This window comes from Pseudomonas sp. LS44, from assembly GCF_024730785.1.
Lineage (GTDB): Bacteria > Pseudomonadota > Gammaproteobacteria > Pseudomonadales > Pseudomonadaceae > Aquipseudomonas.
In genome coordinates this window covers 1,984,007-1,998,629 of the sequence record NZ_CP102830.1, presented here as the reverse complement: position 1 = coordinate 1,998,629, position 14,623 = coordinate 1,984,007, and the positions used below count along the sequence as shown (strand labels likewise).

The following is a 14,623-nucleotide window of genomic DNA, read 5'->3' as shown; positions in this document are numbered from 1 at the left end:
CTTCGCATCGGTAAACGCACCCTGGTCGTGGCTGTCGCGAGCAAGCTGTCGACCGTCTCAGACATCGGCGACTGAAACAAAGACAATAAAAAGGCCGCTTCGGAAGCGGCCTTTTTATTTAACGAGCCGGTGTTTAGAACCGCTCGATTTTCGCCTGAGTTTCCAATTTATTCCGGAAAGCTGCGAAATCCTGCTGACCAGCACGGGATGCCAGGAAGCGGTGGTACATCTCTTTTTCCTCCGCTGTCAGTTCACCCTCAGGCTCACTCACACCCTTGAGTTGCACCACCACGAAATCACCATTAGCCAGCGTGACGCCGGTGAAGCTCGGCTTGTCAGCCGTCTCAGGTTTAGGCATGCGGAACAGCGCCTGAAGGATCAGTGGATCAATACCTTCTTGACTACGAGTAGCCGCTTCCACCAGCTGCCAGTTCTTCCCTTCATGCGCTTGGGCAACAGGAGTCTTGCCGGCGCGTAGGTCAACCAACAACGCCTTGCCGTTGGCCTGCACAGCCGCGCTGGCCCGCTCCACGCTCAAACGCTGGCGAATACCGTCGGCGACCTCCGCCAGCGGCAATTGCTCAGGCTTCTTATGATCTTTGACCCGCAGCACGATCACAGTGTCAGCATCCAGTTCGATAGCGCCACTATTGGCACCATCTTCCAGCACTTCGGGACTGAAGGCCGCCTGGACGACTTCGCGGTTGGCAGCCAACCCCTCTCCACCCTCACGCCCGAACGGAGCGCTTCGCTGTACCTTTAGGCCCTGATCTTGCGCGGGCTGTTCCAGGTCCGACGCCTCAAAAGCAGCATCCTCCAAGCTCTTGCTAGCTTCGACGAAACGCTGTTCGACCTGCTGGGTTTTCAGCTCACGGCTGAGCTTGTCCTTGACGCTAGCGAAGCTCGGTACTTCCGGCGCCTGAACGCCGAGCAGCTTGACCAGGTGCCAACCGTACGCAGTGCGCACCGGCGCCGAGACTTCATCCTTCTTCAAGGCGTACAGGGTCTTCTCGAATTCAGGATCGTAGACACCGGGACCGGCGTAACCGAGGTCGCCACCATTGCTGGCCGAGCCTGGGTCCTCGGAAAACTTCTTGGCCAGGGCTGCAAAATTCTCGCCCTGGCTTAGGAGCTTCTGCACGTCTTCGATCTTGGCCTTGGCTTGTGCTTCGTTAACTTTGTCATTCACTTCAATGAGGATATGAGCCGCATCGCGCTGCTCAGCCAGATTGGCGATCTCTTTCTGGTAAAGCGCCTGGAGATCCTCATCCTTGACGCTGACCTTGTCGAAGAAGGCTTCTTTCTTCAGTTCGACATAATCAAGCACCACTTGCTCGGTGCTCATGAACTCGCCAGCGTGCTCATCATAATAAGCTTTGACTTCTTCCTCAGAAAGCTTGAGCGAGCCGGGGTCGGCTTTCAGAGTAAGGGTCGCAAAATCACGCGTCTGTTTTTCTAGACGGGCAAAAGCCTGGACTTCTTCAGCTGTGACGAAACTGCTACCAGAAAGACCAGCTCGCAATTGACCGATCAGCATTTCCTGTTCAAGCATTTGACGGAACTGCAACCGGGTATAACCCATCTGGCGAATGACTTGATCGAATCGCTCAGCGCTGAATTTTCCATCCACCAGGAATTCCGGGGTTTGCAAAATCACTTGATCCAGGGCCGGCTGGGAAAAAGCAAAGTTCGCATCCTTCGCACTTTGAAGCAGCAGGCTGCGCTCAATAAGCCCTTTCAATGCCGCTTCGCGCAGCAGCTTGTCATCTAGCCGTGCCGCGTCGAAATCTTTACCCAAGCGCTGCATGAGTTGACGGCGCTGCATGTCCACGGCCTGGCCGAGCTCGTTTTGACTGATTTCCTCGCCATTGACCTTCGCGGCATTTTGCGTGTCGCTGGTGGCGTTGAAAATTGCATCAACACCGGTGAATGCCATCAATGCAACGATGACACCGATGATGGTTTTGGCAATCCAGCCTTGTGAATTGTCCCTGATGTTCTGCAGCATGCGTCCCCCAGAAACGACCGTACTGAATTAACGGCCGTGGAGCGTGGGTAGAATCCGGATATAAGAAAGGCGCATCCGAGGATGCGCCTTCTCGTAACTGGCGGGGCGGCCGGCCGGAATTAACCGTCTGAACTGCCGCTCCGCTGCCAACTGAAGCCCATGGCTTGAATTGACAGAGGTAAGCCTCGAAGGACGCTTAGTTAACGGCGTCTTTCAGGGCTTTACCAGCTTTGAAGCCCGGGATCTTGGCGGCAGCGATGCTGATCGGCTTACCAGTCTGCGGGTTGCGGCCAGTACGAGCAGCGCGCTCTTTAACAGCAAAGGTACCAAAGCCAACCAGCACTACCGAGTCACCGGCTTTCAGAGCGCCAGTGACGGATTCGATTACTGCATCCAGCGCACGGCCAGCGACAGCTTTCGGGATATCAGCAGATGCGGCGATAGCATCAATCAGTTCCGACTTGTTCACTCTAAGTCCCCTTATTTCTGTTGAGTTGTTTCTTAATTTTGGGTGTAAGCAAAGCGGGTGCAGAGTGGCCTGCCGACACAAGAAGAGCCGCTTTATAACAAGGGCTTTAAAAATGTGTCAAGAAAGCCCCCCGGCTAATGCGTGCTGATTCGCTCCTTGGAATCAGTCTCGCGCTTGTCATCCTTTGCAACCATCTCAGGAGCCGCATCGGGCAAGGGCTCCGGGGCGTATTGCAGCGCAATTTGCAGGACCTCGTCAATCCATTTGACCGGTTTAATCTGCAGGTCTTGCTTAATATTCTCTGGAATTTCTTTTAGGTCGCGCACGTTCTCTTCAGGAATGATCACCGTCTTGATTCCGCCCCGGTGCGCTGCCAGCAGCTTCTCCTTGAGGCCACCGATCGCCAGCACTTGACCACGCAGCGTGATCTCGCCAGTCATGGCAACATCCGCCCGTACCGGTATCTGGGTGAGCGCGGAGACCAGAGCGGTGCACATGCCCACCCCTGCACTAGGACCATCTTTCGGAGTGGCCCCTTCGGGCATGTGGATATGAATGTCACGCTTCTCGTAAAAATCCGCGGCTACCCCCAGACTTTTCGCCCGACTGCGTACTACGGTTAATGCGGCGGTGATCGATTCGACCATCACGTCACCAAGCGAGCCGGTTTTGATCAACTGACCTTTGCCGGGTACGACAGCCGCTTCGATGGTCAACAACTCCCCACCGACTTGCGTCCACGCCAACCCAGTGACTTGTCCGATCTGGTCCTGTTGCTCGGCCAACCCATAGCGGAATTTCTTGACCCCAAGGAAATGCTCCAAGGATTCAGGTGTAACCCGAAGCTTCAGGCGCTTTTCACGGACATACTCTTTAACCGCCTTGCGGCAAATCTTCGCGAGTTGCCGCTCCAAACCACGTACTCCGGCCTCTCGCGTGTAGTAGCGAATGATGTCGCGAATGGTGTCAGCATCGAACTCCAACTCGCCTTTCTTCAAGCCATTAGCCTGAGTTTGCTTCGGCGCGAGGTACTTAACAGCAATGTTAATTTTCTCGTCTTCGGTATAACCAGGCAGACGGATCACTTCCATGCGATCCAGCAACGGGGCCGGGATATTCATGGAGTTCGCAGTACACAGGAACATTACATCCGACAGGTCGTAGTCAACTTCCAGATAATGATCGTTGAAGTTGTGATTCTGTTCAGGATCGAGCACTTCCAGCAGTGCCGAGGCTGGATCGCCACGCATGTCCTGGCCCATTTTGTCGATTTCATCGAGCAGGAAGAGCGGGTTGCGAACGCCAACCTTGGTCATTTTTTGAATCAAACGACCAGGCATAGAGCCAATGTAGGTACGACGGTGGCCACGAATTTCAGCCTCGTCCCGCACGCCACCCAGCGCCATACGCACGAATTTTCGATTGGTGGCATGGGCAATCGATTCGGCCAACGAAGTCTTCCCGACGCCGGGAGGACCCACTAGACACAGAACAGGACCTTTTACCTTCTTGACCCGTTTCTGCACAGCGAGGTACTCAAGGATCCGCTCCTTGACCTCTTCTAGACCGTAGTGGTCGGCATCGAGGATTTCTTCGGCCTTGGCCAGATCCAAACGGACCTTACTTTCCGCCTTCCATGGAACATTGACCAACCAGTCAATATAAGAACGCACCACAGTTGCTTCAGCTGACATTGGCGACATTTGCTTCAGCTTATTCAGCTCAGCTTGAGCCTTGCCGTAGGCTTCCTTCGTGAGGCCCGCGTCTTCGATCCGCTTCTTTAGATCTTCGAGTTCGTTGTGGCCCTCATCCCCATCGCCAAGCTCCTTCTGAATGGCCTTCATTTGCTCATTCAGGTAGTACTCGCGCTGGCTACGCTCCATCTGCTTTTTGACGCGTCCACGAATGCGTTTTTCGACTTGGAGCAAGTCAATTTCCGCATCCAGCAAAGCAAGCACATGCTCCACACGAGCGGAAAGATCAGTAATCTCGAGGATTTCCTGCTTCTGCTCGATTCGAAGGGCCATGTGCGCAGCCATTGTGTCGACCAATCGGCCAGGCTCATCGATGCTATTCAATGAAGACAACACTTCAGCAGGCACTTTCTTGCCCAACTGCACATATTGCTCGAACTGACTTAGCAGGCTGCGCGTAAATACTTCGGATTCACGCTCAGCCGCTTCCTGCTCATCAATCAGTGCGACTTCGACACGGCAATGATCATCCAGTGTCTTGAACTGTTCGATGCTGCCCCGCTGCTCACCTTCAACAAGCACCTTCACGGTGCCGTCCGGCAATTTGAGCAGTTGCAGTACCGTCGCTACGGTACCGACGCGATAGAGTGCATCCTCCGCAGGATCGTCGTCAGCTGGATTTTTCTGCGCGACTAACAGGATCTGTTTATCTCCTGTCATAGCAGCTTCCAATGCCTCTATGGATTTCTCACGCCCAACAAAAAGTGGAATAACCATGTGCGGATAAACTACAACATCGCGCAACGGCAAAAGAGGCAAGTCGACTGTAGTCTTCATGATTTCGGCTCTACGGCGGCCATCTGGCCGTGAACGGATGGGAGTACCCCTCGACCTAAGATGGGGGTAGCTCCAAGAAAAAACAAGCGCTTCGGCTGGAAAAACAAAGGGGCCCGCAGGCCCCTTGTTTTGTAGCTAGTGTTACGCTTCAGGCGCAGCCTTTGCGGGTTGATCGGTATTCTCATAAATCAGCAAAGGCTTGGAGGTTCCGGCAATCACGCTCTCATCGATCACTACCTTGCTGACATCCGATTGCGAGGGAATGTCATACATAGTATCGAGAAGCACTCCTTCCAGGATCGAGCGCAGACCTCGGGCACCAGTCTTCCGTTCTAGCGCTCTGTGAGCGACAGAGCGCAGAGCATCTGCACGAAACTCCAGGTCCACACCTTCCATTTCAAATAACTTGGCGTACTGCTTGGTCAGCGCATTCTTCGGCTCGGTGAGAATCTGCATCAATGCAGCCTCGTCGAGCTCGTCCAAAGTAGCAATGACAGGCAGACGTCCAACAAACTCTGGAATCAACCCAAATTTGACCAGGTCGTCAGGCTCGACTTGGCGCAAGGATTCGCCAACTTTTTTACCCAAATCCGTGCTGCGCACCTCAGCATTAAAACCAATACCACCCTTGGTCGAACGACCGTGAATGACTTTTTCCAGCCCAGAAAATGCGCCGCCACAAATAAACAAAATATTGCGGGTATCGACCTGCAAGAATTCCTGCTGCGGATGTTTCCGACCACCTTGAGGCGGAACCGACGCTACCGTGCCTTCTATCAGCTTCAACAATGCTTGCTGGACGCCTTCACCCGAAACATCGCGGGTAATCGATGGATTATCGGATTTACGAGAGATCTTATCGATTTCATCAATGTAGACGATACCCATCTGGGCTTTTTCCACATCGTAATCACATTTCTGCAGCAGTTTCTGAATAATGTTTTCAACGTCTTCACCGACATAACCTGCTTCGGTCAAAGTCGTCGCATCGGCAATTGTGAATGGCACATTCAGCAAGCGCGCTAGTGTTTCAGCCAATAACGTCTTACCAGAGCCAGTCGGTCCAATCAGCAAAATATTGCTTTTGCCTAGTTCGACATCATCTTTCTTGTCGCGATGATTTAGACGCTTGTAGTGGTTGTATACCGCTACTGCCAGAATTTTTTTCGCGCGCTCCTGACCGATGACATATTGGTCCAAGATACTGCTGATTTCTTTCGGGGCGGGAAGCTTATGCGCACTGCTCTCGGCCTGGGCTTCTTGCACCTCCTCGCGGATGATGTCGTTACACAGGTCGACGCACTCGTCGCAGATAAAGACCGAGGGCCCGGCAATCAATTTACGCACTTCATGCTGGCTTTTGCCGCAGAAGGAGCAATAAAGCAATTTGCCGTTGTCCTCGCCGTTGCGGGTGTCAGTCATTCGATCAATCCAATCCGGTAGGCTTGAAACACAAGATGAAGGCAAACGCGGGCGTTTTCAACCCCGCACAGCGGGTCAGCTTGCGGTGACCCACACAATGCAGCACTTAGGCGGAAAGCTGGCGCTTGTTGAGAACCTGATCGATAAGACCGTATTTGACGGCATCATCGCCACTCATGAAATTGTCTCGATCCGTATCGCGGGCAATGACCTCGATCGGCTGACCGGTGTGGTCAGCAAGAATCTTGTTCAAGCGCTCGCGAATGGTGAGAATTTCTCGAGCATGAATTTCGATATCAGAGGCCTGACCCTGGAAGCCGCCCAGTGGCTGGTGAATCATCATCCGCGAATGCGGCAGGCAATAACGCTTATTAGCGGCACCACCAGCTAGAAGCAAAGCACCCATGCTGCATGCCTGCCCGATGCAGATGGTGGAAACGTCAGGCTTGATAAACTGCATGGTGTCATAAATAGACATTCCCGCAGTGACTGAACCACCGGGAGAATTGATGTAAAGATGAATGTCTTTATCTGGATTCTCAGCTTCGAGGAACAGCAGCTGAGCCACTACCAGATTAGCCATGTAGTCTTCGACTTGGCCCACCAAGAAAATGACTCGCTCCTTCAACAAGCGCGAATAAATGTCATAAGCGCGCTCTCCGCGCGCCGACTGCTCAACCACCATAGGCACCAGGCCACCAGCGGCTTGGATCTCGGGCATTTGCTGCATGAATAGATTACGCGACATGTCCAACGGTCACTCCCTAATAGTCATGTCTCAAAGACGCATAAGCCAGCGCGAAGGCTGGCTTATGGGGTGCTCGAACGAGGTGAGGATCAGGACGCTTGCGGAGCATCCGCAGGCTTGACCGCTTCTTCGTAAGAGACCTGCTTGTCGGTCACTTTGGCCTTCTGCAGAACAGTATCTACAACTTGCTCTTCCAGCACAACCGAACGCACTTCGTTCATCTGCTGGTCGTTTTTGTAGTACCAGGCTACAACCTGCTCCGGCTCTTGATAGGCGGAAGCCATTTCTTGGATCAGCTCGCGAACGCGATTTTCATCCGGCTTCAGCTCAAACTGCTTAACCACCTCAGCCACGATCAGACCCAGCACAACTCGGCGCTTAGCCTGCTCTTCGAACAGCTCGGCAGGAAGCTGATCCGGCTTGATATTGCCGCCGAACTGCTGGACAGCCTGAACGCGAAGGCGGTCGACTTCGTTACCAATCAAGGCTTTCGGAACCTCAATGGAGTTGGCTGCGACCAATCCGTCCATCACTTGGTTCTTCACCTTGGACTTGATGGCCTGGCGCAACTCACGCTCCATGTTCTTACCGACTTCAGCACGGAAGCCTTCGAGACCGCCTTCCTTGATACCGAACAGGGCGAAGAAGTCATCATTCAACTCCGGCAGCTTCGGCTCGGAAATGCTGTTGACTGTCACCGAAAACTCAGCGGCCTTGCCGGCCAACTCAAGATTCTGATAATCCGCCGGGAAAGTCAGATTGAGGACGCGTTCTTCGCCAGCCTTAGCGCCGACCAACCCTTCTTCGAACCCAGGAATCATCCGACCAGAACCAAGTACCAACTGGGTCCCTTTGGCAGAACCACCGGCAAACACTTCACCGTCGACTTTGCCGACGAAATCAATGTTCAACTGGTCATCGTTTTGCGCGGCACGCTCAACGCTCTCGAAGCGAGTGTTCTGTTTGCGCAGGATTTCTAGCATGTTGTCGACGTCGGCAGCACTTACTTCAGCCTGCTGACGCTCAACTTCTATAGCCTCGAAACCGCCAACCTGGAACTCAGGGAATACTTCGAAGATGGCGATGTATTCAAGATCCTTGCCTTTTTCGAAGGTCTTCGGCTCGACCGCCGGAGCACCAGCCGGATTCAATTTCTGCTCAACGACGGCTTCGTAGAAGGTGGCCTGGATCAAATCACCCAGAGCTTCTTGACGCGCAGCATCCTCATAACGCTGGCGGATGACACTCATCGGCACTTTACCCGGGCGGAAACCTGGGATCTTTGCACGGCGCGCAGTCTGCTGCAGACGCTTGTTGACTTCAGTCTCGATACGCTCGGCGGGAACGCCGATTGTCATGCGGCGCTCAAGAGCGGAAGTATTTTCAACAGAAACTTGCATGGATATTCCTCGTTGCACAGACGTTAGCCGGCCGTTTCCAGCCCCAGAATCAAGGGCATGCATTCTAGTGGGTCAAATCGAAGAAGTCACCCCACAGAATGCGGGTTAAAAACGGGAGGGAAAGCACTAAAAGATGGTGCGGACGGAGAGACTCGAACTCTCACACCTTGCGGCGCCAGAACCTAAATCTGGTGTGTCTACCAATTTCACCACGTCCGCAAAAATCTTCTAAAGCAAGACGCCAGGCGGAGAACCTGGCGCCTTAAAAATGGGGTGGACGATGGGAATCGAACCCACGACAACAGGAATCACAATCCTGCGCTCTACCAACTGAGCTACGCCCACCATCTTACTTACATCGCACCCGCCAAAGCAGCCTCATGGCGCACCCGGCAGGACTCGAACCTGCGACCATCCGCTTAGAAGGCGGATGCTCTATCCAGCTGAGCTACGGGCACTTAATCATCAGCACCTCAACCGCGAAGCACAGATTAAAAGCTCTGGCACTAGCGGATCAACTTTCAATCCGCCTGCCTTCTAACCCAGCGCTAGCTGTGCTCGACAAGCGGGGCGAATATTAATGGGGTGATCTATCCGCGTCAACTGTAAAACGTAAAAAATTCAGCGAGATAAAGGAGTTACGGGAATTGGCAGGGCGCTGCCTTTGCCCATCCCGCAGGTCATGCGAGAATGCGCGTCCTTTTTCTTTCCCTTTCGATGGTTCAGCACGCGCATGACCGCACAATTAATCGACGGCAAAGCGATCGCCGCCAGTCTTCGCCAGCAGATCGCTCAACGTGTCGCTGAGCGTCGTCGCCACGGTTTGCGAGCTCCCGGCCTGGCAGTGATTCTCGTCGGCACAGATCCCGCCTCTCAAGTTTATGTCGCGCACAAGCGTAAGGACTGCGAAGAGGTAGGCTTCATATCCCGGGCGTACGACTTGCCGTCTACAACCAGCCAACAGGATTTAAGCGAGCTAATCGATCGCTTGAACGACGACCCGGCAATCGACGGCATTCTCGTCCAGCTACCGCTGCCCAAACACCTCGACGCCTCGCTGCTGCTCGAGCGAATCCGTCCAGATAAAGATGTCGACGGCTTCCATCCGTACAATATTGGCCGATTGGCTCAGCGTATTCCGCTTCTGCGCCCATGCACCCCAAAGGGCATCATGACGTTGCTTGCGAGCACTGGCGTCAATCTATACGGCATGAATGCGGTTGTGGTCGGCGCTTCGAATATTGTCGGTCGCCCAATGGCTCTAGAACTGCTGCTAGGTGGATGCACAGTCACAGTCACCCACCGATTCACGCGCGACCTGGCCACTCACGTCGCAAATGCCGACCTGGTGGTGGTCGCAGCCGGCAAGCCTGGGTTAGTTAAAGGCGAATGGATCAAAGAAGGCGCAATCGTCATTGATGTCGGAATCAATCGTCAGGAAAACGGCAAATTGATCGGTGACGTCGTATATGAGACCGCCCTACCCCGCGCCGGCTGGATCACACCCGTTCCTGGTGGGGTTGGCCCCATGACGCGGGCGTGCCTGCTGGAAAATACCCTGCATGCCGCTGAGCACCTGCATTCCTGAGAGCGCCAACAAAATAAAAAAGGCCGCATCGAGCGGCCTTTTTTATTTAAGAAGCACAATCACTCTGCGAACCGCCAGCTGGTTCCACCCTTACCATCCTCCAGCACCACCCCAAGCGCAGTGATCTGGTCACGGATGCGGTCGGACTCGGCCCAGTTCTTCTCGGCACGGGCCTGCAGGCGCGCCGCGATCAATGCTTCGACTTCAACGGCGTCAACCTTGCCTTGGGCGCCAGCCTTGAGAAACTCGTCCGGCTGCAGCTGCAGTACACCGAGCAAGCCAGCCTGCTCCCGTAGTCGCGCAGCCAAACCAGCGGCAGCATGCAGATCGGCCTCCCTCAGGCGATTAACCTCACGAGCCAACTCAAACAACACGGCGCAAGCTTCCGGGGTATTGAAGTCGTCGTCCATTGCCGCTGCGAAACGCGCTACGAAGCCCTCGCCACCGCTCGGCGCCGCTTGCGGCAGGCCTTTCAGGGCGTGATAGAAGCGCTCCAGCGCTCCCTTAGCCTCTTTCAGGCTGTCTTCCGAATAGTTGATAGGACTACGGTAGTGACTAGAGACCAACAGGTAGCGCACCACTTCCGGATGGTACTTCTCCAGCACTTCACGGATGGTGAAGAAGTTGCCCAACGACTTGGACATCTTCTCGCCATCTACGCGCACGGCGCCGGCATGCATCCAGGCGTTGGCGTAGAGCTTGCCGGTAGCCGCCTCGCTCTGCGCAATCTCGTTCTCATGGTGCGGAAACACCAGGTCCGGGCCGCCGCCGTGGATATCGAAGGTTTCACCCAGGCAGCAGGTGGACATCACCGAACATTCGATATGCCAGCCAGGTCGACCTGCGCCCCAAGGCGACTCCCAACTCGGCTCGCCCGGCTTTACGCCTTTCCAGAGCACGAAATCGAGTGGATCCTCTTTGATCTCATCGACTTCGATACGCGCGCCGATTTTCAGGTCTTCGATCTTTTTGCGTGACAGTTTGCCGTAACCGACGAACTTGCCGACGCGGTAATAGACATCGCCATTCCCAGGGGCATAGGCGAAGCCCTTCTCGATGAGGACCTGGATCATCTCGTGCATGCCGGCGATATGCCCGGTGGCGCGCGGCTCGATGTCCGGGCGCAGCACCGACAGACGCGCCTCATCCTCATGCATGGCGGCAATCATGCGCTCGACCAACACCTCGAATGGCTCGCCATTCTCATTGGCGCGCTTGATGATTTTGTCGTCGATGTCGGTAATGTTCCGCACGTAGGTGACATCGAACCCGCTATGCCGCAGCCAGCGCGTCACCACGTCGAACGCCACCATTACCCGGGCATGGCCGATATGACAGAAGTCATACACGGTCATGCCGCACACATACATACGCACCTGATTGGCGACCAGCGGTTTGAAAACGTCCTTGGTCTTACTGAGGGTGTTGTAGATGGAAAGTGACATTTACTGACCCCAGGAATCACGCAGCGTCACGGTGCGGTTGAACACCAAGGCATCCGGCTTGGAATCTTTGCTGTCGACGCAGAAATAACCTTCCCGTTCAAACTGAAAGCGCTCCTCTGCCGCAGCGCTGGCCAGTGACGGTTCAGCTCGGCAGCCCTTGAGCACTACTAACGAATCAGGATTGATGTTGTCGAGGAAGCTAGCGCCCTCCTCCGCCTTTTCCGGGTTGGCGGAGCGGAACAGGCGGTCATACAAGCGCACTTCGCATTCCACGCTTTCGGCAGCCGGCACCCAATGAATCACGCCTTTGACCTTGCGGCCTTCGGGGTTCTTGCCCAGCGTGCCTTCATCATAGGAACAGCGCAGCTCGACGATATTGCCGGCGGCATCCTTGATCGCTTCATCGGCGCGAATCACATAGCTACCGCGCAGGCGCACTTCGCCACCAGGAATAAGGCGCTTGTAGCCAGCCGGCGGAGTTTCCTCAAAGTCACCCGCATCGATGTAGATCTCACGACTGAACGGCAACACCCGCATGCCCATATCTTGCTTGGGATGGCGGGAGAGCTCGAGCTGCTCGACCCGATCTTCCGGGTAATTGGTGATGACTACCTTGAGCGGCTTGAGGACGCACATGGCGCGCGCGGCGTTAGCGTCCAAGTCTTCACGAATGGTGAATTCGAGCATGCCCACATCCACAACGCCGCCCGCACGGTTGACGCCGATCATGTCGCAGAAGTTGCGGATCGACGCCGGGGTATAGCCGCGCCGACGGAAACCCGACAGCGTCGACATGCGCGGGTCGTCCCAGCCATTGACGTGTTTCTCGTCGACCAGCTGCTTGAGCTTGCGCTTGCTGGTGATGGTGTAGTTCAGGTTCAGCCGGGCGAATTCGTACTGGCGCGGCTGCGCCGGTACCGGCAGCTGCTCAAGGAACCACTCGTAGAGCGGGCGGTGATCCTCGAACTCCAGGGTGCAGATCGAGTGAGTGATGCCTTCGATGGCATCCGACTGACCATGGGTGAAGTCATAGCTGGGATAGATGCACCACTTGTTGCCGGTCTGATGGTGATGGGCATGGCGGATGCGGTAAAGGATCGGGTCGCGCAGGTTCATGTTCGGCGAGGCCATATCGATCTTCGCACGCAGGGCCCGAACACCATCCGGGAACTCTCCCGCTTTCATGCGCGCGAACAGGTCCAGACTCTCCTCCACGCTGCGCTCGCGGAACGGACTGTTTTTGCCTGGCTCGGTCAGACTGCCGCGGTACTCACGGGCTTGCTCCGGCGACAGGTCATCCACATAGGCCTTGCCGGCCTTGATCAGCTCGACAGCCCAGTCATGGAGCTGGTCGAAGTAATTGGAGGCATACCGCACCGAACCCGCCCACTCAAAGCCCAGCCATTTCACATCGGCCTCGATGGCGTCGATGTACTCCTGGTCTTCCTTGGCCGGATTGGTGTCGTCAAAACGCAGATGGCAATCGCCGCCAAACTCCTTGGCCAGACCGAAGTTCAGGCAGATCGATTTGGCATGACCGATATGCAGGTAGCCATTGGGCTCCGGCGGGAAGCGTGTAATGACCTTCGCATGCTTGCCGGCCTCAAGGTCGGCCTGGACGATCTGGCGGAGAAAGTTTGCTGCGGCGGGAGTCTCTGGCTTGCTCATGATGTCCTTGATAATGCTGGTGCACGGCTCAGGGTAGGCCGGTCAAATCAAAGCGCTTATCATAGCCGAAGCAGTCAACCCCCTGACAGGCCTTCGATTTTTCCGATAGAGCGATTTCATCATGATCAAACTACATACCAACTACGGCGTCATCACCCTCAATCTGTTCGCCGACAAAGCGCCGGAAACCGTGGCCAACTTCGAGGAGTATGTGAAGGCTGGTCATTACGACAACACCGTTTTCCACCGCGTAATCAGCAACTTCATGATCCAGGGCGGCGGCTTCGAACCAGGCATGAAACAAAAAGCCACTCGCGCATCCATCAAGAATGAAGCCAACAACGGCGTATCGAACAAAGTCGGCACCGTTGCCATGGCCCGCACCATGGAACCGCATTCGGCTTCCGCGCAATTTTTCATCAACGTCTCTGACAACACTTTCCTCGATCACAGCGCACCGACCGTTCAGGGCTGGGGCTACACCGTGTTCGGCGAAGTCGTCGAAGGCATGGATGTTGTGAACAAGATCAAAGGTGTTGCCACCACGATGCGCTCCGGCCACCAGGACGTGCCGGTTGACGACGTAATCATCGAGAAGGCCGAGATCGTCGCTTGATCCTGCTGATCTCCGACCTGCATCTCGAAGAGGAGCGCCCGGATATCACCCGGGCGCTCCTGCACTTTCTTGCCGCGCGCGCCAGCCAGGCCGAAGCGCTATACATCCTTGGCGATTTTTTCGAGGCGTGGATTGGCGACGACGCCATGACTCCCTTCCAACGCTCCATCACCCAGGCACTGCGCCTGCTCAGCGATGGCGGCACGCAGATTTACCTGATGCACGGCAACCGTGACTTCATGATTGGCGCGGAATTTTGCCGCCAAGCAGGCTGCACACTGTTAACCGATCCCAGTCTCGTCCAACTGTACGGCGAGCCGGTATTGCTCATGCATGGCGACAGCTTGTGCACTCAGGATGCGGCATACATGCGCCTGCGTCGCTGGCTGCGCAACCCGCTGACCTTATGGGTTTTGCGCCACTTGCCATTAGCGACGAGACAGAAACTGGCTCGCAAGCTACGCCAGGAAAGCCGCATGCAAACGCGTATGAAAGCCAGCGAAATCACCGACGTCACCCAGGATGAAGTGCCGCGTATCATGGCCGCCAGCGGGGTGAAAACGCTGATTCACGGGCATACGCACCGCCCCGCCATCCATCCGCTGCAGATCAATGGCAACGCTGCACAACGCATCGTCTTAGGCGACTGGGATAAACAGGGCTGGGCGCTACAGGTCGACGCGAGCGGTTTTCACCAAGCGCCGTTTGAGCTGGCCTGAATCGATCGA

The 14,623-nt window shown here is 55.4% G+C and carries 11 protein-coding genes and 3 tRNA genes; 3 read left to right on the top strand and 11 right to left on the bottom strand.

The annotated features are described in order from the left end of the window. Positions 1-133: 133 nt before the first annotated feature. The 9 genes from NVV93_RS08940 to NVV93_RS08900 all read right to left on the bottom strand — a co-directional run bounded on the left by NVV93_RS08940 (position 134) and on the right by NVV93_RS08900 (position 9,036). Positions 134-2,008 (bottom strand): SurA N-terminal domain-containing protein, encoded by a 1,875-nt coding sequence (locus NVV93_RS08940; RefSeq protein WP_258254080.1) that lies wholly within the window; start codon positions 2,006-2,008, stop codon positions 134-136. A gap of 196 nt (positions 2,009-2,204) precedes the next feature. Further along, on the bottom strand, positions 2,205-2,477 hold the full coding sequence (hupB, locus tag NVV93_RS08935) for a nucleoid-associated protein HU-beta (protein ID WP_003239952.1): 273 nt from the start codon (positions 2,475-2,477) through the stop codon (positions 2,205-2,207). A 134-nt stretch (positions 2,478-2,611) separates the two neighbouring features. Beyond that, positions 2,612-5,008 (bottom strand): endopeptidase La, encoded by a 2,397-nt coding sequence (gene lon, locus NVV93_RS08930; protein WP_258254079.1) that lies wholly within the window; start codon positions 5,006-5,008, stop codon positions 2,612-2,614. A gap of 141 nt (positions 5,009-5,149) precedes the next feature. Then, complete coding sequence (gene clpX / locus NVV93_RS08925; RefSeq protein WP_258254078.1) at positions 5,150-6,430, bottom strand: ATP-dependent Clp protease ATP-binding subunit ClpX; 1,281 nt, start codon at positions 6,428-6,430, stop codon at positions 5,150-5,152. A 106-nt stretch (positions 6,431-6,536) separates the two neighbouring features. Then, a complete protein-coding gene (gene clpP, locus NVV93_RS08920) occupies positions 6,537-7,178 on the bottom strand; it encodes an ATP-dependent Clp endopeptidase proteolytic subunit ClpP (protein WP_258254077.1) in 642 nt (213 codons plus the stop codon). 89 nt (positions 7,179-7,267) lie between these two features. Continuing rightward, entirely contained in the window at positions 7,268-8,578 is a 1,311-nt protein-coding gene (tig, locus tag NVV93_RS08915) for a trigger factor (RefSeq protein ID WP_258254076.1), read from the bottom strand. Positions 8,579-8,712: 134 nt separating this feature from the next. Then, positions 8,713-8,797: transfer RNA gene (locus tag NVV93_RS08910), tRNA-Leu, on the bottom strand. 50 nt (positions 8,798-8,847) lie between these two features. Then, positions 8,848-8,923, bottom strand: a tRNA-His gene (locus NVV93_RS08905). A 36-nt stretch (positions 8,924-8,959) separates the two neighbouring features. Next, a tRNA-Arg gene (locus NVV93_RS08900) sits at positions 8,960-9,036 on the bottom strand. Positions 9,037-9,311: 275 nt separating this feature from the next. Here NVV93_RS08900 and folD point away from each other — a divergent pair. Then, positions 9,312-10,166, top strand: a complete 855-nt coding sequence (gene folD, locus NVV93_RS08895; protein WP_258254075.1) for a bifunctional methylenetetrahydrofolate dehydrogenase/methenyltetrahydrofolate cyclohydrolase FolD — start codon at positions 9,312-9,314, stop codon at positions 10,164-10,166. A 59-nt stretch (positions 10,167-10,225) separates the two neighbouring features. Here folD and cysS read toward each other — a convergent pair whose 3' ends face one another. Together cysS and NVV93_RS08885 are read right to left on the bottom strand one after the other, a co-directional pair. Then, entirely contained in the window at positions 10,226-11,611 is a 1,386-nt protein-coding gene (cysS, locus tag NVV93_RS08890; protein ID WP_258254074.1) for a cysteine--tRNA ligase, read from the bottom strand. Continuing rightward, on the bottom strand, positions 11,612-13,279 hold the full coding sequence (locus tag NVV93_RS08885) for a glutamine--tRNA ligase/YqeY domain fusion protein (RefSeq protein ID WP_258254073.1): 1,668 nt from the start codon (positions 13,277-13,279) through the stop codon (positions 11,612-11,614). A 121-nt stretch (positions 13,280-13,400) separates the two neighbouring features. On the opposite strand from NVV93_RS08885, the gene NVV93_RS08880 reads away from it, so the two are divergent. After that, positions 13,401-13,895 (top strand): peptidylprolyl isomerase, encoded by a 495-nt coding sequence (locus tag NVV93_RS08880; protein ID WP_258254072.1) that lies wholly within the window; start codon positions 13,401-13,403, stop codon positions 13,893-13,895. Continuing rightward, positions 13,892-14,614, top strand: a complete 723-nt coding sequence (gene lpxH, locus NVV93_RS08875; RefSeq protein WP_258254071.1) for a UDP-2,3-diacylglucosamine diphosphatase — start codon at positions 13,892-13,894, stop codon at positions 14,612-14,614. Before NVV93_RS08880 ends, lpxH begins: the two co-directional genes overlap by 4 nt. Positions 14,615-14,623: the final 9 nt, after the last annotated feature.

What these genes read in the sequence shown, in the direction of transcription:
- cysS (WP_258254074.1), bottom strand. Translation starts at nt 11,611, where the DNA reads ATGTCACTTTCCATCTACAACACCCTCAGTAAGACCAAGGACGTTTTC.
- NVV93_RS08885 (WP_258254073.1), bottom strand. Translation starts at nt 13,279, where the DNA reads ATGAGCAAGCCAGAGACTCCCGCCGCAGCAAACTTTCTCCGCCAGATC.
- clpX (WP_258254078.1), bottom strand. Translation starts at nt 6,430, where the DNA reads ATGACTGACACCCGCAACGGCGAGGACAACGGCAAATTGCTTTATTGC.
- NVV93_RS08880 (WP_258254072.1), top strand. Translation starts at nt 13,401, where the DNA reads ATGATCAAACTACATACCAACTACGGCGTCATCACCCTCAATCTGTTC.
- lon (WP_258254079.1), bottom strand. Translation starts at nt 5,008, where the DNA reads ATGAAGACTACAGTCGACTTGCCTCTTTTGCCGTTGCGCGATGTTGTA.
- clpP (WP_258254077.1), bottom strand. Translation starts at nt 7,178, where the DNA reads ATGTCGCGTAATCTATTCATGCAGCAAATGCCCGAGATCCAAGCCGCT.
- tig (WP_258254076.1), bottom strand. Translation starts at nt 8,578, where the DNA reads ATGCAAGTTTCTGTTGAAAATACTTCCGCTCTTGAGCGCCGCATGACA.
- NVV93_RS08940 (WP_258254080.1), bottom strand. Translation starts at nt 2,008, where the DNA reads ATGCTGCAGAACATCAGGGACAATTCACAAGGCTGGATTGCCAAAACC.
- folD (WP_258254075.1), top strand. Translation starts at nt 9,312, where the DNA reads ATGACCGCACAATTAATCGACGGCAAAGCGATCGCCGCCAGTCTTCGC.